The sequence below is a fragment of the Falsarthrobacter nasiphocae genome (genome assembly GCF_031456275.1).
Classification (GTDB): domain Bacteria; phylum Actinomycetota; class Actinomycetes; order Actinomycetales; family Micrococcaceae; genus Falsarthrobacter; species Falsarthrobacter nasiphocae.
In genome coordinates, this window is sequence record NZ_JAVDUI010000001.1 from 1,249,450 (window position 1) to 1,271,520 (window position 22,071).

Below are 22,071 nucleotides of genomic sequence, written 5' to 3' on the forward strand. Positions count from 1 at the left end.
GCCCCGGCTCGCGCCCGGGATGCCGGTGCGACGGCTCATGCCCAGCGCCCCACACCTCGCCGTCTCCGGCCTCGGCGCCGCCCCGAACGCGGAGTCAGCCGCGAAGCCCAGCAGCGGGTTCGAGCCTGGCGGCAATGCCGGCGGGCACTACAGCGGCAATGGACCCCACCCCCAGGCCAAGCAGGACCGCGACGAGGGGCATGACGACAGGATCGAGAATCGGGATCCATCCTTGGGTCATGGAAAGGCCCACGACGAAGAGCACGCCGAGAAACAGGCCACCGAGTCCGCCCACGAAGCCGAGAAGGGAGCCCTCGAGGATGAACTGCCGTGCGATGGACAGGCGACTTTGCCCGAGGGCCCGGCGCAGCGAGATTTCACCTGTTCGGCTGAGGACGGAAATATACATGCTGGTGGCGGCGGTGAGCGCCGCGAGAATGAGCAGGACGATCCCCATGATGCGGACCATGAGGGTCAGGTCCCCCGCAACGCCTTTCTTGAGATTTCGCAGATCCGCCGTCCGTTGAACGTGGACAGCGGCAGGGGCTCCGGGGCTCAGTGTTTGAGCAACCGCTTCGCCGACGGCTGTCGGATACCCGGGACGCGTTTTCACGACGTAGGCGTGTTTTACGTCGCCTACGGTGCGGGCGAGGTTGAGGTTGCCGAAGACACCTTGATCGATGATTGGGTCACCTCGCCCTGGAAGAACCGCCACCACGGCCGCACGGGTGTCGCCCACGTACACATTGACCCCAGGCCCGGCGCGGGCCACGGACAGCTTCTGGGCGGCCTCAGCGCCCAGGATGGCCTGGTGCCCGCCCTGCGGGGAGTCCCAGAGAGCGACGCCTCCGGTCACGAGGAACTGCTTGACGCGTTCACCGTTGACGGCGGTTAGTGTCGAGATGACGGTCTTGGCGCCCGGACCGGGTTCGTGCAGGCGTTTGATCGAGACGGTGTCGGCCGTAGCCTCGTACCCCACACTGAGGACGCCATCGATCGACGCGGCCTGCTCGGACACGGCGCGGACAATCGCGTCCGATGGAACGGGGCCCCGAGTCGCGTCTCGGGGGTCCCGCTGGCCGGCGGGGACGGGGAGCGTGGGTCTGTCGCGAAGGTCCTGGAATCGGACCTCGCTCAGGGCCGCGTCGTCGAGGCGGTCGCTGATGTGAGCGCTCGTTGTCGCGGTGAGGCCCGACGCCGCGATCAGACCGCCCACACCAAGCGCAAACGCCGTGATGAGGAGGGCGGAGCGAAACGTGAGAGACCATAGAGCGTTGACCCCGTCAGCCAAAGTGTCTGCCCATCGGGAGAGGGCCCGCCCCTTGGGCAGTGTGGGCTTCCTGCTGCCTAGCCCGCCTGTGTCCACCCCGAGGTGTTTTCTGGTCACGGACCCGGGCCGCGCCTGCGCAGGAGTCGTCTCTTTGGGCCTCGGGGGTGCCGACACGCGGCCATCAAAGACGTCCAGACGGCGGTCTGCGGCAGCTGCCACAGTTGGGTCGTGCGTGATGACGACAACGGCGACACCCGCCCGCGCGAGGCCCTTCAGCTGCCGCATGACTCCCGCGGCGTTGCGGGAGTCCAAGTTTCCCGTGGGCTCGTCGGCAAGGAGGAGCTCTGGGTGCCCTGCGGCGGCCCTCGCGATCGCCGCTCTCTGGCGCTCGCCACCGGATAGAAGGGCGCCAGGCGTAGCCGCACGGTCGCTGAGTCCGTAGGTCTGCAAGAGTTCGGTGATGCGGTCATCGCGGTAACCCTGGTCAACGCCTCGCACCCTCAGGTTGAGCCCGACGTTGTTCGCGGTGGACTCGTAGCCAATGAGATGACTCGACTGGAAGACGAACCCGATATGGAGGCCCCGGAAGACGTCGCGTTCGCGTTCAGACAGGGTGGTCACGTCGCGCCCGAGGATCTCGATCGAGCCGCGCGTCGGCCGGTCCAGAAGACCCATGAGATTGAGCAGCGTGGACTTGCCGGCTCCGGACGGCCCGACGACCGCCACCAGTTCTCCGGGCCACACCTCGAAGCTCGCCTCGGCGAGGGCGACGGTTGTGGGCCCCGTTCCGAACTCCCGTCTCACGCCCCGCAGGCGGAGAACGGGGGTCCCTATGGAATCCATAGAACGCTTCCCACAGGGAGGTCCGTCTCCGGGGCAATAGCCGCCCAGCCGTCCGCCTGGCGCAGGACCTTGACGTTGATGCGCCGCGGCTCGTCCGATCGTGATCGCGCTGCCATGACATAGGTCTGTCCGTTCTCCTCGCGGAGTGCAATCATCGGAACAGCGGGCCCCGGGCCGGCAGTGCCCTTTGGGGTGATGGACACTGTCGAGACCGAGCTGAGGTTCCCGTCCGGCCGGACGGTGACGTCTCGCGCGGAGATGCCGCTGTCGTCAGTGCGGAAATCACCCACATCCGTCACCGTGCCTGTGGCGGTCTTCTCGCCTGCCGCCAGGCCGACGACGTCGCCCTTGCGGATCTCATCCGCCGTCGGCAGCGTGACGCGAGCGGTGACGATGGCGTCCCCCCGGGAGATGGTGAGCAGCGGCGATTTTTCGCTCACGCTGCTGGCCACAGCGGCCGCCTTGGTCACAATCCCGCTGCCGTCCCCGAAGCGCAAGAAGTGGGCGTGATGGAAGACAGTGTCCTTGGCCGTCTTGCCGGGGGCCTCGAGCCCCTGGTTCGTGTAGACGAGGCGCACAGCCTCGAGCGTCACGGCGTCAACGGAACCGCTGGAGGAGACCCCTGGGAACCCGTGCGAGGAGAGAAAGTTCTGCAGCATGAAGACGTCGTTTCCCCTGTCGCCGAGTTTCAAGTCCCGAAACAGTGGGATCGAGGCGCTCATGGCGAAGACGGGCTGCTCGCCAAGAGACCCCAGGTATTGCAGGGGCAATACTTTCGCCCCAGGGGAGAGGGGCATATGTGTGACCACGGGGCTTGCCGCGACGGCACTCGTGCCGATGGCGCTGCTCTGTCCCGATGAGAGCGTGCCCGTGATGCGTTCCGTCGCGTTGACAGTGCGCTGTTCGACGACCGCGTAGCTCTGGACGGACGCGGGGGCCTCCTGGAGTGCTTTCTGAGACGGGCTGGTGACAAGCCGTCCGAGGAGAAAAGCGCCGCCGATGGCGCACACGATGAGGAGCGCCATGACGGCGGTGGCCACGGGGCGCGTGAGGCGTGGGGTGCGGGTCCTGCGTGGCCGGGTCATTGAGCGGAGTGGGTTGCGGCATACCGTTTGGCGGCTGCGACCTCTTTGTCGATGGCATCTCGCTGGGCCTTGAGCGCGGCCTCATTCTGAGTCACGAGCGTCTGCTGATAGGACGCTTCGAGGTCGGCCAGTTTCTGGATCATGCCTGTGGATTCTTTGCAGGCGACGTCGTCGACGGCCATGCGAATCTCATTCTCTCGACTCAGCCCGTCTGGTTTGTCTGGCGACCACTTCTCGGCGCCGTCCTCTATGTGGTGGCCCTTGGAACGGAGGCAGGTCTTCCAAGCTCCGACGTACTCGTTCCATGCGGGGTTGGCCTGTGCGGTGAGGCGTGCCTTGAGACGCAATTGTTCGGAGAGGCTGTCGAGCGTGACACCCGGGAGGTTTGCGCCAGGGACGCCATTGAGGCGATTCAGACAGTCGTCCCATGCCTGGTTTTGTGTAGCACTGAGAGTGCTCAGATCCAGGTCTTCTGAGCCCTCTCGGGGTGGAAGCTGGTAACCATACTTTGAGGCTTTCGCCTTGGACCAAATGCCGTATATGCGGTCTTCCTCCGGAATGGTGACGGACGTGTCCGGGACAATAACCCCGGTTGGTTTCATGCACGCACGCATCGCAAGGTCGATTGCTTTCTGTCCGGCTTTCTTGTCCGCGACTGTGGGGGCGTAAGCGTTGAGTGGGAGCGTGATGGCGCCAGTCGAGGGGTCGAGACGGGCTTTGGTTGGAGTTGGGGAAATCTGGTCCTGAGGAGCGTTGGCGGGAGTCGTGGTACAACCCGAGACGGCGAGGAGCGATGCCACGGCGATGACGAGAAGAGAACGGTATGAAGACATGGTGTATTCAGAAAACCAGGAGAAAACTGACTGAGGGCCCACCCCGTGAGACATGTGGGCCCTCAAGGAGGGAAGTTGTGTCCTACTCAGTACGTGATGTAACTGGAGATCTCGTCGTTCCAGTTCGTCCACCAGGGATAGATCCCACGTGGAAGAATGTAGCTGCTCAGGTTGTTGACCGACATCCCGGGCTGAAGAGTGATCTTGTATCCCATTTGGTGGGCGTCTGTGTAGAAGGCGGTTTGCCGGTTGATTCGGTTGTGCAACGAAGTTGCCTGGTCGTTTGCTGATCCGACGTTGTCAACCTTTCGCGGAGAGAAGTTCCACTTGGGTCCGCTGTAGTTGATGTCCTGCCACAGGCACACATTGGAATTGCAGTCGAAGGCTGCTTGGGCGGGTGTTGCTGCGGCGACTACCCCGCCGGACGCGAGCAGTCCGCCAAGGAGGGCTGTAGTCACTGGCTTCTTCACGTAACCTCCTGGTTCGATCCTGTCCTGCGAGATGCAGGCAATCACATCATACATAGAACGATCGAACGTGTAACGAATGTTGCGGAATGTGTCTTTGCGGATGCGTTGAGGCCCCCGGCAACCCTGGTGGGCCTCTAGCTAAGGCCCGGCCGACGCAGAAAGGGGGCTGGCCGCCGGAGACGCGATCGTCTCCAGCAGCCAGCCCCCTTCGAGGGAGACGTGAGTCCCCTTAGGCGAGCTCGGCCTCAAGGCCCAGGGCCACGGCCACGGGCTTGTTGGCGAGCTTGCCGTCACGCACGTTGAGGCCCTCGGCGAAGCCCTCGTCCGAGGCGAGAGCGGCCTCGACGCCGAGGCCGGCGAGCTTGACCGCGTAGGGCAGGGTCACGTTGGCGAGCGCCGCGGTGGACGTGTGGGACACGCCGCCGGGCATGTTGGCCACGCAGTAGTAGATCGCGTCGTGCACCTGGAACGTGGGGTCCTGGTGCGTGGTCGGGCGCGAGCCCTCGAAGCAGCCGCCCTGGTCGATGGCGATGTCGACGAGGACCGAGCCCGGGCGCATCTTGGAGACCATGTCGAGCGTGACGAGCTTCGGAGCCTTGGCGCCGGGGATGAGGACGGAGCCGATCACGAGGTCGGCGCTCGTGACTTCCTGCTCCACGCTCAGCTTGTTGGACACGAGCGTCTTGAGGCGCCCGCCGTAGAGGGCGTTGAGCTCGCGGAGGCGGTCGACGTTGATGTCCATGACGGTCACGTCGGCGCCGAGGCCCATGGCCATGACGGCCGCGTTGGTGCCCGCGACGCCCGCGCCGAGGACGACAACCTTCGCCGGTGCCACACCCGGAACGCCGCCGAGGAGCTTGCCGGAGCCGCCGTTGGGGGCCATGAGCGCGTTTGCGCCGACCTGCACGGACATGCGGCCGGCGACCTCGGACATGGGCGCGAGGAGCGGGAGGGCACGGCCGCGGCGCACGGTCTCGAAGGCGATGGCCGTGACGCCGGCGTCCATGAGGGCTCGGGTCAGCTCGGGCTCGGCCGCGAGGTGGAGGTACGCGAAGAGGATGAGGTCCTTGCGGAAGCGGTGGTACTCCTCCTTGACCGGCTCCTTGACCTTGAGGACCATGTCGGCCGCGGCCCAGAGCTCGTCGGCCGAGTCCATGATCTCGGCGCCGGCTGCGATGTACTCCTCGTCGGGGATGCCGGAGCCGAGGCCTGCGCCCTTCTCGACGTAGACGGTGTGGCCGGCGGCGACGAGCTCGTGCACGCCCGCGGCGGTGGCGCCGACGCGGAACTCGTTGTTCTTGACCTCGCGGGGGATGGAAATGCGCATGGGCTCTCCTGAATCGTGTGGTGTTTCTTCCAGCGTAGGGCCGGGATTCGCGTCACGTTCGGGGTGCGTGAGGGGGATGCGGACGACGCCGGGGCCGCTTCGGCCTCATGCCGGGCAGGCGGAGCCTCGTCCGCTCGACATCTGTCGAGCGCTCCCTCGACGAATGTCGACCTTCGTCCCAGTCCGCCCCGTAGAATCAGGGTGTGCAGTCCATTGAGGAGCTTGTCGAAGAGGCCGGGCAGAGGATCGGACACGGCGTGTCCCTGGAGGATCTTGACGGGCTTCTTCTCGCCTACAGCTCCAACCAGGCGGACGCTGACCCGGTGCGCGTGCGGTTCCTCCTCGCCAAGCGGGTTCCTGCGGATGTCGCGTCATGGCAGCGCTCGCACGGGATCGAGGATGCGGTGCGCCCCGTCGTCATCCCCGCAAACCCTGCGCTCGGCATGCGCCCGCGCGTGTGCGTCCCCCTCCTTGAGCGGGGGTTCCGGGTCGGGTATTTCTGGGTCCAGCTGGCGGAGGAAGACGAGGCCCCGGAGGTCTTGGACCGTCTTGCGGCGGGGGCCGGCTCAACGGCCCTTCTCGCCCAGCGCATCCTGGACACCAACACAGGCCAGACGGAGCACCGCCGGGCCAGGGAGGCGGTGTTCCTCGGGGCGTGCCACGGACGCCCCCGCTCCGCGGCCGAACTGGAGGACTGGCCCGAGATCCACGGCACAGGCCCGTGGATCCTGACGGCGATGACGCTGCTCGAACCGTCTCAGGAGACCGCGCCGAGCCTGGGCGGGCGCGGGGAGAAGCTCGCCCTCTCCGGGGACGACGTCGACATCGTCCACCGAACCTCCGCACTTCAGGCGACGCTGGGGAGGGCGAGCGCCGTCTTCTCCGCAGGGGACAAGACCTGCGCCCTCGTCCTCGTGTCCGCTGAGGACGTCGCCGGGCTGAACCGGGACGTGCGGGCGGTGAACCGCGCGTACGGGCGTGAGGCCGCGGCTCGAGGATCAGTTCGAGGCGCGCGGCTCGTCGTCGGACGCTCTGGAGTGTTCCGGTCCGTCCACCATTTGCCGCAGCACTATGGGCAGGCCGTGGCAGCCCTGCAGGGGGCCGCGGTGGACCCCTCTGTGGGCGAGCGCTGGGGCCAGCCTGGGGTCGCCGGGCTGTCCGAGGCCGCCGAGGCGCCGTTCAGCGGGCTGGGCGTCTATCAATTTCTTGCGGGGACGCGCATGGGCCAGTCTCCCGTCCACTCCTCGCACGTCACGCGGATCGCGCGCCAAGAGGACGGGGCGGAGCTCCTCGCACTGCTGGAGGCCGTCTACGACCGCAACGAGTCCGTCACGGCCGTCGCGGAGCGGCTCCACGTCCACCGCTCCAGCGTCTACAACAAGCTGGGGCGCGTTCGCGAGCTGATCGGCGTTGACCCCCTCCACGGCCCCGTGCGCCTGGAGATCCACCTGGCGCTCAAGGCGATGCGGTGGGAGAGGCGCCCGCGCCTGTAGCGGGGCGGGCCCGGCGGGCAGAGAACGCGGTCCAGGCGATCCAGAGGATCGGGGCGTAGATCCCCAGGCGCTCGAACACGCCGATGGGCATCCCGAGGTCCTTGACCCCGGTGGCCGCCTGGGCGCCGAGGATCAGGGGCGCCACCGCGCCGAGAGCCACGTCTGCCCACCCCGCGCCCCGCCCCGCACGCAGCCGGCCGACGCCCTGGCAGATCGCGAGAACGCTGGCAGCGAGGACACCGACCGCCGCAGCCGTGCCGTGGATCATCATGTGCGTCGTGTTGCCCACGAGCACCTCGGCGTACGAGCCGGGGAAGAGCCCCACCCCCGCGATCCCCGCGCCGCACACGATGGCGGCGGCGACCCACACCCACGGGGCGCGCCGTCGTCGTTCTCTGAGGAGGACCAGGGGAAGGAGGGCCGCGACGAGAACCCCCGCCCCGATGAGGCCCGCATTGAACCACCCCGGATGCGGGGGACAGACGAGGCGGCCGTTGGAGTGGCGGCACGTGGCGGCCCCGAGGTCGCTCACATAGTTGTGGACGTAGCTGTAGCCGGGCTCGGGCCAGCCCAGGGACCCGGCGAACTCCAGGGCGAAGAAGAGGACGGGCGCGGCGAGGAGCCCTAAACGAGCGGCGCTGGCGAGGCGTCGGCGGTGCGACGTCTCGGCGCCGGAGGTCAGGTGGGGCATCACGGCCTCTCGATTGGTGGCAGCGTGCGTGCGTTTGGCCGGCACAGACCTGGCCGCGCACTGGTCCTGGCCCACGATACGCGGGCCGGAATAACTCCGGAACGATGCGGGTTCCTTTCAATCATGAAGAAACTTCGCATTGTTGTGACCTCGACCCGTCCGACCCGTATCGGGGGCCGCCTCGGCCAGTGGGTCGCGGATCAGATTTCCCCCGAGGAGTGGGACGTGGAACTTCTCGACCTCGGCGCGCTGGACCTGCCCATGCTGGATGAAGACGACGTCCCGCGCCTGGGGAACTACACCCGCCCGCACACGCTCGCCTGGGCCAAGACCGTGAGCGAGGCTGACGCGCTCATCATCCTCACCCCGGAGTACAACGCGTCCTTCACGGCGCCGCTCAAGAACGCCATTGACACCCTCTTCGCGGAGTGGAACGAGAAGCCGATCGGCGTCATCGGCTACGGGTGGGGTGGCGGAGCGCGGGCGACGGCGGCGCTCTCGCCCGTCCTCAAGAACGTCCAGGCCGACGAGCGCGGCGTCGTCCACGTGCACTTCAACAAGGACATCGACCCGGCCGGCGAGGTCCTGAGCGATGAGCTCGCGGGCAAGGTCCAGGAGCTCGCGGCGAAGCTCGTGTAGCCCGAGCCGGAGCCCGAGCCCGCGGCTCCGCGCTGTCAAACCACGTCACCATTGGAAAATCCCGGTCTTCTTCGGGGCCTCCACGCCGCTAGATCTCGCGGCGAAGGTGGCGTGGTTTGTTCGTTGGCGGCGTGAATCGCCAGCGGCCCGGGGCCGCTAGAGCCACTTCTTCAGACGGAAGATCCCCCAGAGCAAGGCCGCGAAGACCACCATGAGGAGCACCGCGAACGGGTACCCGAACGCCCAGTGGAGCTCCGGCATCTCGTCGAAGTTCATCCCGTAGATGCCCGCCACGAGCTGGGGAGCGAAGAAGATGGCGGCCCACGAGGAGATCTTCTTGACCTGGTCGTTCTGGGTGATGCTCTGCTCGGTCATCCGCTGCGTGACGAGGGTGGAGTGCACTGTCAGGGCGTTGTCGAGGATGGACCGGAACGAGTTGACGCGCTCGCTGAGGCGGATGGCGTGGTCGTGGACGTCGCGGAGGTGGCGCTGAAGCTCGACCTCCCCTTTGACGTCCCGGATGTGGCGGAGCAGCCCCTCGAGCATCCCGGTCAGCGGGGCCGTGGCCCTCTGGAACTGGATGACCTCGCGGGAGAGCTGATAGATGCGGCGGGACAGGGCGTCGTCGTCCGCGGCGGCGAAGAGCTCGGTCTCGATCTCGTCGATGTCGTTCTCGAGGCCGGCCACGACGGGCTCGTACTCGTCCACAACCTCGTCCAGGGTGGCGTAGAGAACCGCGTCCGGGCCGAGAGAGAGCATCTCGGGGTCTTCCTCGAGGCGCTCGCGGACGGGCGTGAGGCTCGGGCGCTCGGCGTGGCGGATGGTCACGACGAAGTTGGGGCCGGCGAAGACGTGGAGCTCCCCGAACTCCACGCGCTCGTCCGCGTCGATATAGCGTGCGGGCCGGAGGACGGCGAAGAGCGTGTCTCCGTACTGCTCCAGCTTGGAGCGCTGGTGGCCGCTCATGGCGTCCTCGACGGCGAGCTCGTGGAGGTCGAACTCGCGGGCGACGGCGCGGATCTCCTCCTCGCTGGGCCGGTACATGCCGATCCACGCCATGCCGGAGTGCTCCCGGAGGAGATCGAACGTGACGTCGAGGCTCGCGGGGGTCGCGACGCGTCGCCCGTCGACATAGACGGCGTTGTCGATGATGGCCATAGGGTCCTTCTCTCAGTGGGCCGAGCTATGGGGTCTGCGCGGGCGAGGCACCCGCCTCGTCGAATTCGGCACCCTGAATTCTAGGGCCCCGAGGTGGGGGTCTCGGTCCGGGCCCTCGCAGCGTCAGCTCCGCCCGGCCCGTCCCCGGCCCCGCCGCGCGGCCAGCCCGGCCCCGCCGCGCGGCCGCCCCGTCTAGGGCGCGCTCGGCCCCGGCGTGATCTTCCACCCCTTGGGGATGGCCCCGCCGCTGCGCTCTGCGAGGTCGTGGAACGCCTGTTTGACGACGTCCCCGTAAAGGTAGAGCCCAGCGATGTCCGGGTGCGTTCCGTCCGCTTGGAGGACGCTCGGGTCCTTCTTCACGGCGGCGTGCCATTCGCCGATGATGACGTTGGGCCGCCCCTTGGCCGCGTCACGGTAGGCGGCGTTCGCGGCGTCGATGAACGTGCTCTGCCCGTAGATGGTCATGAGCACGACGGCGCGGTCGGGCCCGAGGGCGTCGAGCACGCGCGTGACCGCCCCGGCGTCGGGCACCCCGCCGTTGGTCCCGAAGTCCACGACGACGGCCCGGGGCAGCGTCCCGTCCGCGGCATGCTGCTTGACGAGCGCCTCGGCCTCGTCCCACTTGCGGTTGGGCACCCCGTCCACGGCGGCGTCGGGGAAGCGGTCCACGATGCCCTGCGCGCTCGTCGAGACGATCGAGTCCCCGAGGAACAGGATGTCCTCGCTCTTGGGGTAGTCGAAGGCCTTGCGGTCCCCAGGGGCGGGGGAGGGCGACGGCGGTGCTGGCGCGGCGCTGCCCCCGCGGGAGGACGCGCGCTGCTTGGCCTTGGCCTGGCTCTCGGCGAGGAGCCGCTCGTTGTCCTTGATGCTCTGCTCCACGGTGGAGCGCGCGGGGGCGGTGGCGATGCCGGCGGCGGCCAGGAGCACCGCTGCTGCCGTGACTCCCGCCGCGATCCGGGCCGCGAGGGGCCTCGCCCCGGGGGAGCCGTCCCCGAGCAGCGCCGCCCGAGCGGCGGCCCACGTGGCCCGGAACCCGTTGCGGCGGATGGGCGCCTCAATCCACCGCGCGGACGCGGCCGCGGCCCCGAAGGTCAGCGCCACGGCGACGGCCTGCACGCCCCACCAGGCCGCGGAGAACGGTGCGGCCGGCGCGAGGTCGTTGACGATCTTGAGCGCGGGCCAGTGCCAGAGGTAGATCCCGTAGGAGCGCTCGCCGACCCACCGGACGGGCGCGGACTCGAAGACCGGCTGGAGCGGCGCGCTGGAGCCGAGCTGGCTGAAGATCAGCGCGGCCGTCGCGAGGCTTGCGAAGAACAGCCCGCCGCGGTAGGTGAAGGTCCCGTCCTCGGTGACGAGCGCGAGGCACGCGGCGAGCCCTGCGAGGCCGGCGAGGACCGCCCCGCGGCGGGCCTGGCGGACGGCGCGCGTGTCGGCGTCGAACCCTTGCCCGGCCGCCCAGGCGAAGGCGAGCGCGATGCCCGCGAAGAGGCCGAACGAGTGCGAGTCCGTGCCGTAGTACGCTCGCGTGGCGTCCTGGCCGGGGGCGACGAGGACGGCCATGAGGACGGCCGAGAGGAGCGCAGCCGTCGCGGCGAGCCCCACGCGCGCCCGGCGCCCCGGCACCGCCTTCATGACGAGGATGAAGAGCAGCGGCCACACGAGATAGAACTGCTCCTCGACCGCGAGGGACCAGAAGTTCATGAAGAGAACGGGCGAGGTGTGGTTGAAGTAGCTCGAGCCGTGGGCGATCTCGATCCAGTTGGTCGAGAACGTCAGCGCCCCGAGCGTCTGCCGCAGGATGCCGACCCGGAGGTCGGGGCTCCCCGCGAGGCTCGCGGCAATGGAGATGACGACGACGACGGCGAGCGCGGGGAGAAGCCGCCGGGCCCGCCTGACCCAGAACTGGCCGAGATCGATCCGCCCGGTGCGCGCATGCTCGCGGAGCAGGAGCGTGGTGATGAGGAACCCGGAGACCACGAAGAAGACGTCCACGCCGATGAACCCGCCGGGCAGCAGCGCCGGGTGGACGTGGAAGGCGAGCACGGCGAGGACCGCGACGGCCCGGAAGGCGTCGAGGCCCAGGATGCGGAACGGCTGCGCGGGTGTGCGCTCTGCTGAGGAGACCTGCATATGCGGATGATGTCCTGGTTGAATGCGGGGTGACGGGGACTGCGGATCAGTCTAGTGGGCGGGTATAGGCTTGGATTCGCGCCAGCAGCACCGTCTCCTGAGGACCCTGTGCCATGACCGTCAGTCCCGCCTCCCGCCTCGTGCGAGGCTGGCTGGCTGCGCTTGTGAGCACCTTGACGGCGTCCGCCTCCCGCTGACTGAACGCGGTCGGTCCTGAGCCGGCTCAGCCTCTCGCGAACAGCGAAGACCCCGAGATTTCGCAGAATCTCGGGGTCTTCTTGCATGTGCTGCGGGAAATAGCGCCGCAGGACGAGCGCGCAGAGTGCCGCCGGTGCTCAGCGGCCGAAGAGCTTGGCGAGGAAGCCGGGCTCTTTGGGCTCGTTCTCGTGGCCCTGGCAGCGGTCAGCAGGGGGGACGTTCTTCATCACCTGGTCGACATGCTGGCCGCATCCGGCCCATGTGGATTTTCCGCACTTGCGGCAGGTAACTGCTCGGCACATGGTGATTCCTTTCGATCGAGTGAATGCTGTGTGGTGCTTGCGGTGCGTGAAAGCGCGGTTGCGGGCACCCAAAGCACCACACAGCGGGACGGGGAGAGGGAGCGTGGTCAGGAGGCGGCGGCCCAGGCGGCGTAGCTGCCCTTGAGCTCGGTCACCGTGAAGCCTGCGCGTCGCAGGGCGCTTGAGACGACGACGTTGCGGGCTCCCGATTGGCAGAAGGTGATGATTGCGCCGGGTTTGCCGGTGGCGGGGTCGTGGGGAAGCTCGTCTAGCCGCCACATGGCGGAGCCGCCGGAGAGGTGCTGTGCCCCGGGGATGGTGCCGTCCGCGTACTCGGATTTCGCGCGGATGTCCACGAGCGCGTCGCGGTCCGTGGAGTCCAGCTCGTCGACGGAGATCGTCGGAGGGACGAAGCTCCGCAGCCCGTCGAGGCTTTCGGCGTAGCAGCAGAGCGAGTCGATGCCCACGCGATGCAGCGACGCCCGAAAACTCTCAGCCGCGTCTTCGGAGGGGGCCAGAGCAATGAGCGGGCGCTTCTCCTTTTCGGGGTCGATCACCCAGGCTCCGAAGTTTGAGGCGGAATTGCCTGCGGGCACGACGAGGGCGCCGTCGACAGTCCCTTCCAGCACGGAGTCCCTGTCTCGGGTGTCGATGAAGATGGCCGCGTCGGCGTCGAGCTTGGCCTGGACCTCGGTCGCGCTCAGGGCCTCGAGGGGGGCCAAGGGGCCGAGCACTGCAGGCCCGACTCGATTCTCGCGCTTCATGCGCGCGAAGTACGCGTGTGCGTCGGGCTGCCCGTCCAGGAGTTCGGCCACGAATCCAGCCTCGTCGTTGTTGAGGAGGTGACGCGACCACCATGCGTGGGCGCGCTCGTAGCCGACCGTCGTTGAGGGGACGGCCCCGAGCGCCTTTCCGCAGGGGCTGCCTGCGCCATGAGCCGGGTGGACCTGCACGTAGTCGGGCAGGGTGAGGAAGACCTCTCGGAGACTGCGGAAGAGGTCCTTCGCCCCGGCGAAGCGGGTGTCGACGCCGCCTGCGGCCTCGTCGAGGAGATCGGGGCGGCCGAGGTCGCCGACAAAGACGAAGTCGCCCGAGAGCAGGTAGCCCGGGTCTGATGAAACCGCGCCGTCCGTGATGAGGAATGACAAGTGCTCGGGTGTGTGGCCGGGCGTGTGCTTGGCGGTGACGGTGATCTTGCCGAGCTGGATCGTATCGTCGTGGCGCAGGTCTGTGCCCTCGAAGGCGTACTGCCAGTCCGGTCCGCCCTCCGCGGAGAGGAAGATCTCGGCCCCCGTGGCTGCTGCGAGCTCGCGTGTGCCGGAGAGGTAGTCGGCGTGGATGTGCGTCTCGGTGACGGCGGTGATGTCCATGCCGTTTTTCGCTGCGAGGTCAAGGTAGACCTGGATGTCGCGGCGGGGGTCGACGACGATCGCCTTGCCTTCACGCTGGCAGCCGATGAAGTAGCTGGCCTGGGCGAGGCCTTCCTCGTAAATGCGCTCGAACAGCACTGGAGCTCCTCAGATGAGACGGATCGATACCCGGGCGGGTATTCATGTCATCCACCCTAATACCCCTGGGGGTATAAATCAACGAAGGTCGTTGCGCTGTGTTTGAGTGGGGGCTGGACACCCCTAGGGGTATAGTGATCGGACTAGCCGTCCGATAGATGAAGGGCAGACTCGCATGAAGCTCGACCCCCAGGAGATGAAGTCGGCCGTCAACCGACTCAAGCGCGCTCAGGGCCAGCTTGGCGCTGTCATCCGCATGATCGAAGACGGGCAGGAGTGCCAGGAGGTCGTCACCCAGCTCGCTGCGGTCTCCAAGGCCGTGGACCGTGCGGGGTTCGTCATCATCTCCACTGGCCTTCAGCAGTGCATCAGCGAGGGGAACTCGGAGATTGACGCCAAGCAGCTCGAGAAGATGTTCCTCAGCCTCGCCTGACGGAGAACAGTCGGGCCAGGGGCCTCAGAGCACGAGGGGCAGGGCCACGAGCATCCCGAGGCTCCACGTGAGGTGGAGGGCTGTCGGAGAGACGAGGGAGCCCGAGCGCTCAGCCTCCCAGAAGGCGGCGCCGCCCACGAGCAGCGCGGCCACGGCGAGCAGCGGCACGCCCAGGGCCGCCGTCACCGCGAGGTAGAGACCCATGCTGATGATCGCGCGGAAGAGCAGGCTGCCGCGGAGGCTCCGGGGGATGACGCGGCGGAAGTAGGCCTCCTCCCCGAGGCCGTTGAGAGCCGTGGTCATTGCGGTGAGCCAGAGCGGGCCGACCCGGGCGTTGTCCAGGAGGCTCTGCACCGGCCCGAGGAGTGACGGCACCACGCGGACCACTTGCGCCCCGATGAGGAAGAGGGCAAGGAGGCCGAGGCCGATGAGCACGCCGCGGCGCAGCTCCGCGCGGGCGGGGAGAGCCGGCGAGGCAGGCATCGGGGCACCCCCACGGACACCGCGGCCCCAGAGCACCCACGCGACCGCATAGACGGCTGCCACGCCGAAGGTCGCCGCATAGAAGATCGCACCGCCGCGGGGTGCCGCGCTCGCGATGGCGAGGCCGGCGGCTGCAGCGCCCGAGGGAACGAGCAGGGCCGCCCAGCGGGTGACGCCGTTGGGCTCGTGCTGAGGGCTCGCGCTCGTCTGCTCCGGGGCCATGGCTCGATGATCCCATACGTCCACCTCCTACATGTAAGGTGACCAACAAAGTTACGCGGAGCAGGGGAAGAGGTCATGGCCGGACAGTCGCATCGCACGGCGCTCGTCACGGGGTCGACGGGATACATCGGGCGGAACCTCGTCGAGGAGCTCGCCTCCCACGGCTGGGCGGTCAAGGCCGTCACTCGCTCGGCGAGCAAGGCCGAGGACCAGCCCTGGAGCACTCGCATCGTCCGCGACCACGGGGCCGAGCAAGGCCCCGGCCCGGGGGCGGTCGAGGTCGTCGAGGCCGACCTCTCCGACGCCGAGGCGCTGGAAGAGGCCATGAGGGGCGTCGACGCCGCGTGGTTCCTCGTCCACTCGATGGCATCCGGCGGCGACTTCGCCCGCGAGGACCACGAGATGGCCGAGGCCTTCGCGGCGGCCGCTGAGCGAGCCGGGGTCTCCCGGATCGTCTACCTCGGCGGGCTGCACCCGGACGGCGTCGAGCTCTCGGACCACCTGGCCTCCCGCGTCGACGTCGGCGAGATCCTCCTCGACTCCGCCGTGCCCACGGCGGCGCTCCAGGCCGGAGTGGTCGTCGGAGACGGCTCGGAGTCCTTCGCCATGCTCCGCCACTTGTCCGAGCGCCTCCCCGGCTCAGTCGGCCCCGCCTGGATGTCCAACGAGATCACCCCGATCTCCATCCGGGACGTCCTCTTCTTCCTCCGGGCTGCCGCGGACCTGCCGCCCGAGGTCAACCGGGCCTTCGACATCGGCTCCCCGGATACGATGCCGTACAGCGACATGCTCAGGGTCTACGCCCAGGAGTGCCTCAGCGTTCCGAGGATCGCCAAGACGGCGCCCATTCTCAACCAGCGCATCGCCGCTTGGGGCATCGCGTTCATGACGCCCGTCAGCCAGCGGATGACGGTGCCGCTCATCGGCAGCCTCGTTCACGACACGGTGGTGCAGGAGCGCGACCTCGAGTCCCTCGTCGGCACCCCCTCGGGCGGTCTGCAGGGTCTCCGCGAGGCGATCCGGCTCGCCGTGGACGGGGTCGACACGGGCCGATGGATGCGCACCGTGCGCCGCGTGGGCGCGGGTGTCGCCCTCACGGCGGTCACGGGCTCGCTCCTCACCGATCCGGACAGCGCCTGGTATCGCGGCCTCCGCAAGCCCTCGTGGCAGCCTCCCAGCGCGGCGTTCCCCCTCGTGTGGACGGCCCTGTACGCGGACATCGCCCTCGTGAGCGCGCTTGTCATCGCGGACGCTCAGGAGAAGGGAGACGACGACGCGGCCCGCCGCTACATCCGCCGCCTGACCGGGAACCTCATCCTCAACGCGGGGTGGACGGGCCTCTTCTTCCGGGCCCGAAAGCCGTGGCTCGCTGCAGGGGGCGCCGCCGTGCTCGCCGCGAGCTCGGCAGACCTCGTCCGGCTCGCCGCGCAGTCCTCGCCGGAGCGGGGCGCCGTTCTCGCCCCGTATGCCGCCTGGACCGCGTTCGCCACGGCCCTGAGCGGCTGGATCGCTCGGCGCAACTAGTCGATCTCGTGAGGCGGCTCTCGGCGTGACGAGGGGGCGCCGAGCTCCGGCTTCACGCGCTCCCAGCTCTCAATGCCGCCCGCCACGCTGCGGAACAGGGGGTGCGGCGCCGGGTCCGTGTCGAGGACTGGCTCCCACTCGGGGCTGCGCTCGCGGACCTTGGTCTTGAGGAGGCGGAGCTCGTAGTCGAGCTGCCCCTCGGTGACGGGGAGGGCCAGCGCCGGGCCGGTCGTCGTCGGCCCCTCGGGGCTGGGCGCGATCCGCGAGCGGTCGAAGCGATAGCCGCGGCTGTCCGCCTCGTCGGCGAGGCCGTGGAGGTACGCGGTGATGCAGGCGAGGGGATCGGGGGCTGCGCGGAAGCGCTCCAGCTGCGGATGGCGGGTGTAGCCGCGCGTGAGGCCCTGGAGGACCTTCTGTGCGAGGAGCGCCTCCCGCCACCCGGCGACGAGCGCTTGGCGGTCGAGCAGCGAGGGATGAAGGGACCAGAGCCTCATGCGGACTCGGGGTGGGTCATCGTGCGTCCTCTCTGGGGAGCGGTCGTCGGCGGATCATCTGCGGACACACTATCCGCCACCGGGTGCTGCCCTGTGAGACACCCACGGGGCGTCCTTGACTGTTGTCAGTTCGCGGAGGCCCTCAGGCGCTGCAGGGCCTCCGCCAGAGAGACATCGCCCGTCTGGTTGTACGGGAGCTTAGCGAGCAGTGAGCCCATCATGCAGGAGTTGCTGACGGCGGCGTAGACGAGGCCTGTTCCCACTGCTCCGGAGAGCCACTTGGCCTTGGGCGCAACCGTGCTCAGTGCCACGCCGCCGGCGACGAGTGCTCCGGCGACCAGCCGCACTTGGCGCTCCAGATCCCAGCGGACCAGGCCCTGGTTGGCGGTGCGCCCCTCGGCTGACCATGCCTGAATCCCACCCTCGAGGACGCTCGTACCCAGGGCTCCTGCGGAGGCCAGGAGCTGCTGAGCCCGCTGTGCTCGCGCGCCGGAGCGGCAGATGATGACGGTCTGGGTCGGGAGCTCATCGCTGATGTCCTGGGGGCTCCCCTCGATGAGGCTCAGCGGGACGTTGACGCTGCCGGGAATGTGGGCGGCCTCGTGCTCCGCCTTCGTGCGGACGTCGAGCAGCAGTGTGTCCGCCGGGAGGTTCTGGAGGTCAGACGGGGCGAGGTGGGGTGAGACGGGCATGGTGCTCCTGTGTTGGGTGCGGGGTAGTTGAGAGTTGGGCGCGTGGCCTAGAAGAGGTTGGGCAGGCTCTGGCTGGCGGTGTAGGCGGCGGCGACGAGCAGGAAGCTCGCAAAGCCGAGCTGGAGGCCCTTCTTCGGGACGCGCTTGCCGAGCCATCCCCCGATCAGCGTGGCGGCCATCACGGTTGCCGCGAAGGGGATGGCGAGGTCCCAGCGAAGGCTCGCGGCCTGGTCGGCGTGCATCGCGAAGGAGATCGCGCTGTTCACGGCGATGACCAGGAGAGACGTCCCTACGGCTGCCGTCATGTCGAAGCCGAGCACGAGGACGAGCGCGGGGACAATGGCGAAGCCGCCGCCGACGCCGAAGAACCCGGTGAGGAACCCGACCCCTGAGGCGGCACAGACGAGCAGGGTGACGCCGCGGGCGTCCATGGGCGTCTCTCGGGTCTCAGCGCGTCCGGTGCCGAGGGCTTTGCGGATCATCGTGGCGGCCACGACGACGAGCAGCACTGCGAACATCACCAGCAGAAAATCGCCGTTGATGCCCTGTGCGAGCCGCGTGCCAATGAAGGCTCCGCCGGCGCCCAGCAGGCCGAACAGGAGGCCCTGTCTGAGGCGGACGTTGCCGGCCTTGGCGTGGGAGGCCGCGCCTGTCACTGCGCCGACGCCCACGACGATGAGGGAGATGACCGTCGCCTCCTGCGGGCTCAGCCCGAGGCCGAACACGAGGAGGGGGATCGCCAGAATCGCGCCGCCTCCCCCGAGCGCGCCCATGAGGAGTCCGACCGCGATGCCGCCGAGAACGAGAAGAATCATGAAGGGCGCCTGCCTGCCTGGTCGGGTGAACTCGCCCCCCACTATACCCCAGGGGGTATGTGGTCGTGTTTGCTCTGTCGGCCCCGGGGGCGGAGGGCGCGCGACGCGAGGGCGCATGCGGGGTGCCCAGCGCAGTGTGACGGGGGCTCGTCACACTTCCGCGCCCCGGGGTATCGTTGTCTGGTAGATCACAACTTCATCTTCGCCTCGCGCACGCGGGAGAGCTGGCGCCCTTGCCGGGCAGCCCAGCGCCGTAGGAGCAAACCTCCCCGGGAATCTCTCAGGCATCTGTACCGCGCACGCGAGCCGGCCGCGAGCCCGCCCCACGGGGCGCCGCTGACGGACGGCAGGGCAACTCTGGAAAGCATCGGCCTCCGTGGGCCCACCCCTAAGGGGGAGAGCGCGCGGGGCCGGACACCGACGGTGCAACGCCGTCCACAGGGCTCACGCGGCGCCAGCGCCGTCGTCGGCCAAGGGACAGCGGAATCTCTCAGGTCACAGAACAGAGCGGGGAGAACGCCGGCTTTTCCACGATCCAACGCCAGGAGTTCTCCATGACGGCCAACGCCCCTGAGACCCATCCCTCCGACGAAACCCTCCGGGGCCAGCGCGTCGGCGACTTCTCCCTGCGCCACATCGGTGCCGACGAGAGCGCCCAGAAGGCCATGCTGGACGTCGTCGGGTACGAGTCCCTCGACGCCCTCGCGGACGCCGCGGTGCCCTCGACGATCCGCCAGGAAGAGGCCCTCGCGCTCGAGGACCCCCGCACGGAGGCCGAGGTCCTCGCCGAGCTCCGCGCGCTCGCGAAGAAGAACCAGACGGCCGTGCAGATGATCGGCCAGGGCTACTACGACACGATCACCCCGCCGGTCCTCCGCCGCAACATCCTCGAGGACCCGGCCTGGTACACCGCCTACACGCCGTACCAGCCCGAGATCTCCCAGGGCCGTCTCGAGGCCCTCCTCAACTTCCAGACGATGGTCCAGGACCTCACGGGCCTGCCGATCGCCAACGCCTCCCTGCTCGACGAAGCCTCCGCCGTCGCCGAGGCCGCGCTCTTCATGCGCCGCGCCAACAAGAAGGTCAAGGAGGGCGCCATCCTCGTTGACTCGGAGATCCTCCCGCAGAGCCTCGCGGTGCTCCAGGGCCGCTCCGAGGCGCTCGGCTTCGACGTCGTCGTCATCGACGTCGCGAACGGCCTCGCGCAGTACGAGGGCGACGTCGTGGGCCTCGTCCTGCAGCAGCCCGGCGTCTCCGGCGTGGTCCGGGACCTCAAGGACGTCATCGCCGAGGCCAAGGGCCGCGGCGCCATGGTGACCGTGGCCGCCGACCTCCTCTCCCTGACGCTCATCGAGGCCCCGGGCCTCCAGGGCGCGGACGTCGCGGTGGGCTCGGCCCAGCGCTTCGGCGTCCCCCTCTTCTTCGGCGGCCCGCACGCCGCGTACATGGCCGTGGCCAAGGGCCTCGAGCGCTCCCTCCCGGGCCGCCTCGTGGGCGTCTCGGTCGACGACGCCGGCCTGCCCGCCTACCGCCTGGCCCTCCAGACGCGCGAGCAGCACATCCGCCGCGAGAAGGCCACGAGCAACATCTGCACGGCCCAGGCGCTCCTCGCCATCGTCGCCAGCATGTACGCCGTCTACCACGGCCCGGACGGCCTGACCCGGATCGCCGAGCGCGTCCACGGGCACGCCCGCTCCCTCGCGGCCAGCCTCGCCGGCGCCGGCCTCGAGCTGCTCCACGACGCCCCGTTCGACACGGTCACCGTCTCGGTGCCCCGCCGCGCGGCGGACGTCGTCGCCGCCGCGAAGGAGCGCGGAATCAACCTGCGCCTCGCCGGCACGGACGCCGTCGGCATCTCCGCGGATGAGACGACGACGGAGGCCGTCATCGCGGACGTCGTCGCCGCCTTCACGGAGACCCTGGGGCTCGAGGGCGAGCTCGTCTCCGCGGACGCCGCCGAGGGTTTCGAGATCCCCGAGTCCACGCGCCGCGAGTCCGAGTTCCTCACGCACCCGATCTTCCACTCGCACCGCTCCGAGACGCAGATGCTCCGCTACCTGCGCAAGCTCTCGGACCGCGACCTCGCGCTGGACCGGACGATGATCCCGCTCGGCTCCTGCACGATGAAGCTCAACGCCACCGCCGAGATGGAGGCCATCAGCTGGCCCGAGTTCGCCTCGATCCACCCGTTCGCCCCGGACGAGCAGACCGTGGGCTGGCGCGAGCTCATCTCGGGCCTCGAGGACGACCTCGCCGCCATCACGGGCTACGACCGCGTCTCCATCCAGCCGAACGCCGGCTCCCAGGGCGAGCTCGCGGGCCTCCTCGCGATCCGCGGCTACCACCTCGCCAACGGGGACTCGAACCGCGACGTCTGCCTCATCCCGGCCTCCGCCCACGGCACGAACGCCGCGTCCGCGGTGCTCGCCGGCATGCGGGTCGTCGTCGTCGCCACCGCGGAGGACGGCACGATCGACGCCGCGGACCTCACCGCGAAGATCGAGGCCAACGAGGGCCGGATCGCCGCCATCATGATCACCTACCCGTCCACGCACGGCGTCTACGACGGCGACGTCCGCGACGTGTGCGAGGCCGTTCACGCGGCCGGCGGCCAGGTGTACATCGACGGCGCCAACATGAACGCGCTCGTGGGCCTCGCCCAGCCGGGCAAGTTCGGCGGCGACGTCTCCCACCTCAACCTCCACAAGACGTTCTGCATCCCGCACGGCGGCGGCGGCCCCGGCGTCGGCCCGGTCGCGGTCCGCAAGCACCTCGCGCCGTTCCTGCCGGGCGACGCCAACGCGTGGCACGGCGGTGCGGACGTGCCGGTCTCGGCCTCCCGCTTCGGCTCGGCCGGCGTCCTGCCGATCTCGTGGGCGTACGTCAAGCTCATGGGCGGGGCGGGCCTGACCCGCGCCACCCAGGCGGCGCTCCTCGCGGCGAACTACGTCTCCAAGCGCCTCGCGGACTACTACCCGACCCTCTACACGGGCCAGAGCGGCCTCGTGGCCCACGAGTGCATCCTCGACCTGCGCGAGCTCACCGCCAAGTCCGGAGTCACCGCGGAGGACGTGGCCAAGCGCCTCATCGACTACGGCTTCCACGCCCCGACCCTCGCGTTCCCCGTGGCGGGCACGCTCATGGTCGAGCCGACGGAGTCCGAGGACCTCGGGGAGATCGAGCGCTTCATCGAGGCGATGATCTCCATCCGCGCCGAGATCGACGCCGTGGCCCACCACGAGATCGACCTCGAGGCGTCCCCGCTGCGCCGCTCGCCCCACACGGCGGCCGCCGTCGTCGACTCCTCCTGGGACCGCGCGTACTCCCGCGAGGAGGGCGCGTTCCCCGGCACGACGAGCCGGCAGGACAAGTACTTCCCGCCCGTGGGCCGCATCGACGGCGCCGGGGGAGACCGCAACCTCGTCTGCTCCTGCCCGCCCATCGAGTCCTTCGAGAACTAG

At 69.0% G+C, this 22,071-nt stretch carries 18 protein-coding genes and 1 riboswitch; of the genes, 5 read left to right on the forward strand and 13 right to left on the reverse strand.

The features are described 5' to 3' along the window. Positions 1-94 precede the first annotated feature (94 nt). The 5 genes from J2S35_RS05630 to ald form a co-directional block, all read right to left on the reverse strand. The gene (locus tag J2S35_RS05630; protein ID WP_309850782.1) at positions 95-2,113 is read right to left on the reverse strand and encodes an ABC transporter ATP-binding protein/permease; all 2,019 of its coding nucleotides are present in this window, start codon (positions 2,111-2,113) and stop codon (positions 95-97) included. Beyond that, complete coding sequence (locus J2S35_RS05635; protein ID WP_309850785.1) at positions 2,101-3,153, reverse strand: hypothetical protein; 1,053 nt, start codon at positions 3,151-3,153, stop codon at positions 2,101-2,103. The genes J2S35_RS05630 and J2S35_RS05635 overlap by 13 nt, the downstream gene beginning before the upstream one ends. A gap of 41 nt (positions 3,154-3,194) precedes the next feature. After that, a complete protein-coding gene (locus J2S35_RS05640; protein ID WP_309850787.1) occupies positions 3,195-4,031 on the reverse strand; it encodes a hypothetical protein in 837 nt (278 codons plus the stop codon). An 86-nt stretch (positions 4,032-4,117) separates the two neighbouring features. Further along, positions 4,118-4,501, reverse strand: coding sequence for a peptidase inhibitor family I36 protein (locus J2S35_RS05645; RefSeq protein ID WP_309850790.1), 384 nt, complete (start codon positions 4,499-4,501; stop codon positions 4,118-4,120). Positions 4,502-4,730: 229 nt separating this feature from the next. Next, entirely contained in the window at positions 4,731-5,828 is a 1,098-nt protein-coding gene (gene ald / locus J2S35_RS05650; RefSeq protein WP_309850792.1) for an alanine dehydrogenase, read from the reverse strand. A 203-nt stretch (positions 5,829-6,031) separates the two neighbouring features. Here ald and J2S35_RS05655 point away from each other — a divergent pair, with 203 nt between their 5' ends. Next, positions 6,032-7,321, forward strand: a complete 1,290-nt coding sequence (locus J2S35_RS05655; protein ID WP_309850794.1) for a PucR family transcriptional regulator — start codon at positions 6,032-6,034, stop codon at positions 7,319-7,321. Here the strand turns inward: J2S35_RS05655 and J2S35_RS05660 are convergent. After that, positions 7,284-8,012 carry a DUF998 domain-containing protein gene (locus J2S35_RS05660; RefSeq protein ID WP_309850797.1) on the reverse strand — a complete coding sequence of 243 codons (729 nt, stop codon included), beginning with the start codon at positions 8,010-8,012 and terminating at the stop codon, positions 7,284-7,286. The genes J2S35_RS05655 and J2S35_RS05660 overlap by 38 nt on opposite strands. Positions 8,013-8,135: 123 nt before the next feature. Between J2S35_RS05660 and J2S35_RS05665 the strand changes: the two genes are divergently transcribed. Then, entirely contained in the window at positions 8,136-8,651 is a 516-nt protein-coding gene (locus J2S35_RS05665; RefSeq protein ID WP_309850799.1) for an NADPH-dependent FMN reductase, read from the forward strand. Positions 8,652-8,807: 156 nt separating this feature from the next. Here the strand turns inward: J2S35_RS05665 and corA are convergent, their stop codons facing one another. The 3 genes from corA to J2S35_RS05680 all read right to left on the reverse strand — a co-directional run bounded on the left by corA (position 8,808) and on the right by J2S35_RS05680 (position 13,947). Continuing rightward, entirely contained in the window at positions 8,808-9,809 is a 1,002-nt protein-coding gene (gene corA / locus J2S35_RS05670; protein WP_309850802.1) for a magnesium/cobalt transporter CorA, read from the reverse strand. 192 nt (positions 9,810-10,001) lie between these two features. Further along, positions 10,002-11,939, reverse strand: coding sequence for an acyltransferase family protein (locus tag J2S35_RS05675; protein WP_309850804.1), 1,938 nt, complete (start codon positions 11,937-11,939; stop codon positions 10,002-10,004). 607 nt (positions 11,940-12,546) lie between these two features. After that, positions 12,547-13,947, reverse strand: coding sequence for an MBL fold metallo-hydrolase (locus J2S35_RS05680; RefSeq protein ID WP_309850808.1), 1,401 nt, complete (start codon positions 13,945-13,947; stop codon positions 12,547-12,549). Positions 13,948-14,122: 175 nt separating this feature from the next. Here J2S35_RS05680 and J2S35_RS05685 point away from each other — a divergent pair, with 175 nt between their 5' ends. Beyond that, positions 14,123-14,380 carry a metal-sensitive transcriptional regulator gene (locus tag J2S35_RS05685; RefSeq protein ID WP_309850810.1) on the forward strand — a complete coding sequence of 86 codons (258 nt, stop codon included), beginning with the start codon at positions 14,123-14,125 and terminating at the stop codon, positions 14,378-14,380. A gap of 24 nt (positions 14,381-14,404) precedes the next feature. On the opposite strand, the gene J2S35_RS05690 is transcribed toward J2S35_RS05685, so the two are convergent. Next, the gene (locus tag J2S35_RS05690) at positions 14,405-15,085 is read right to left on the reverse strand and encodes a CPBP family intramembrane glutamic endopeptidase (protein WP_309850812.1); all 681 of its coding nucleotides are present in this window, start codon (positions 15,083-15,085) and stop codon (positions 14,405-14,407) included. A 75-nt stretch (positions 15,086-15,160) separates the two neighbouring features. On the opposite strand from J2S35_RS05690, the gene J2S35_RS05695 reads away from it, so the two are divergent. Then, on the forward strand, positions 15,161-16,609 hold the full coding sequence (locus J2S35_RS05695; protein WP_309850814.1) for a tryptophan-rich sensory protein: 1,449 nt from the start codon (positions 15,161-15,163) through the stop codon (positions 16,607-16,609). On the opposite strand, the gene J2S35_RS05700 is transcribed toward J2S35_RS05695, so the two are convergent. The 3 genes from J2S35_RS05700 to J2S35_RS05710 form a co-directional block, all read right to left on the reverse strand. Further along, positions 16,606-17,103, reverse strand: coding sequence for a pyrimidine dimer DNA glycosylase/endonuclease V (locus tag J2S35_RS05700; protein ID WP_309850815.1), 498 nt, complete (start codon positions 17,101-17,103; stop codon positions 16,606-16,608). The genes J2S35_RS05695 and J2S35_RS05700 overlap by 4 nt on opposite strands. A gap of 125 nt (positions 17,104-17,228) precedes the next feature. Then, positions 17,229-17,795 (reverse strand): rhodanese-like domain-containing protein, encoded by a 567-nt coding sequence (locus J2S35_RS05705; protein ID WP_309850818.1) that lies wholly within the window; start codon positions 17,793-17,795, stop codon positions 17,229-17,231. A 47-nt stretch (positions 17,796-17,842) separates the two neighbouring features. Beyond that, a complete protein-coding gene (locus tag J2S35_RS05710; RefSeq protein ID WP_309850821.1) occupies positions 17,843-18,610 on the reverse strand; it encodes a sulfite exporter TauE/SafE family protein in 768 nt (255 codons plus the stop codon). 206 nt (positions 18,611-18,816) lie between these two features. Next, a riboswitch (glycine riboswitch) is annotated at positions 18,817-18,916 on the forward strand. 359 nt (positions 18,917-19,275) lie between these two features. Here J2S35_RS05710 and gcvP point away from each other — a divergent pair. Further along, entirely contained in the window at positions 19,276-22,071 is a 2,796-nt protein-coding gene (gene gcvP, locus J2S35_RS05715) for an aminomethyl-transferring glycine dehydrogenase (RefSeq protein ID WP_380083847.1), read from the forward strand.

Bases quoted from the DNA above. Each gene is read 5' to 3' on its own strand.
- J2S35_RS05640 (WP_309850787.1), bottom strand. From the start codon at position 4,031: ATGTCTTCATACCGTTCTCTTCTCGTCATCGCCGTGGCATCGCTCCTC.
- J2S35_RS05675 (WP_309850804.1), bottom strand. From the start codon at position 11,939: ATGCAGGTCTCCTCAGCAGAGCGCACACCCGCGCAGCCGTTCCGCATC.
- J2S35_RS05700 (WP_309850815.1), bottom strand. From the start codon at position 17,103: ATGAGGCTCTGGTCCCTTCATCCCTCGCTGCTCGACCGCCAAGCGCTC.
- J2S35_RS05695 (WP_309850814.1), top strand. From the start codon at position 15,161: ATGGCCGGACAGTCGCATCGCACGGCGCTCGTCACGGGGTCGACGGGA.
- J2S35_RS05690 (WP_309850812.1), bottom strand. From the start codon at position 15,085: ATGGCCCCGGAGCAGACGAGCGCGAGCCCTCAGCACGAGCCCAACGGC.
- J2S35_RS05665 (WP_309850799.1), top strand. From the start codon at position 8,136: ATGAAGAAACTTCGCATTGTTGTGACCTCGACCCGTCCGACCCGTATC.
- gcvP (WP_380083847.1), top strand. From the start codon at position 19,276: ATGCTGGACGTCGTCGGGTACGAGTCCCTCGACGCCCTCGCGGACGCC.
- J2S35_RS05685 (WP_309850810.1), top strand. From the start codon at position 14,123: ATGAAGCTCGACCCCCAGGAGATGAAGTCGGCCGTCAACCGACTCAAG.
- corA (WP_309850802.1), bottom strand. From the start codon at position 9,809: ATGGCCATCATCGACAACGCCGTCTATGTCGACGGGCGACGCGTCGCG.
- J2S35_RS05710 (WP_309850821.1), bottom strand. From the start codon at position 18,610: ATGATTCTTCTCGTTCTCGGCGGCATCGCGGTCGGACTCCTCATGGGC.
- J2S35_RS05705 (WP_309850818.1), bottom strand. From the start codon at position 17,795: ATGCCCGTCTCACCCCACCTCGCCCCGTCTGACCTCCAGAACCTCCCG.
- ald (WP_309850792.1), bottom strand. From the start codon at position 5,828: ATGCGCATTTCCATCCCCCGCGAGGTCAAGAACAACGAGTTCCGCGTC.
- J2S35_RS05660 (WP_309850797.1), bottom strand. From the start codon at position 8,012: ATGCCCCACCTGACCTCCGGCGCCGAGACGTCGCACCGCCGACGCCTC.
- J2S35_RS05630 (WP_309850782.1), bottom strand. From the start codon at position 2,113: ATGGATTCCATAGGGACCCCCGTTCTCCGCCTGCGGGGCGTGAGACGG.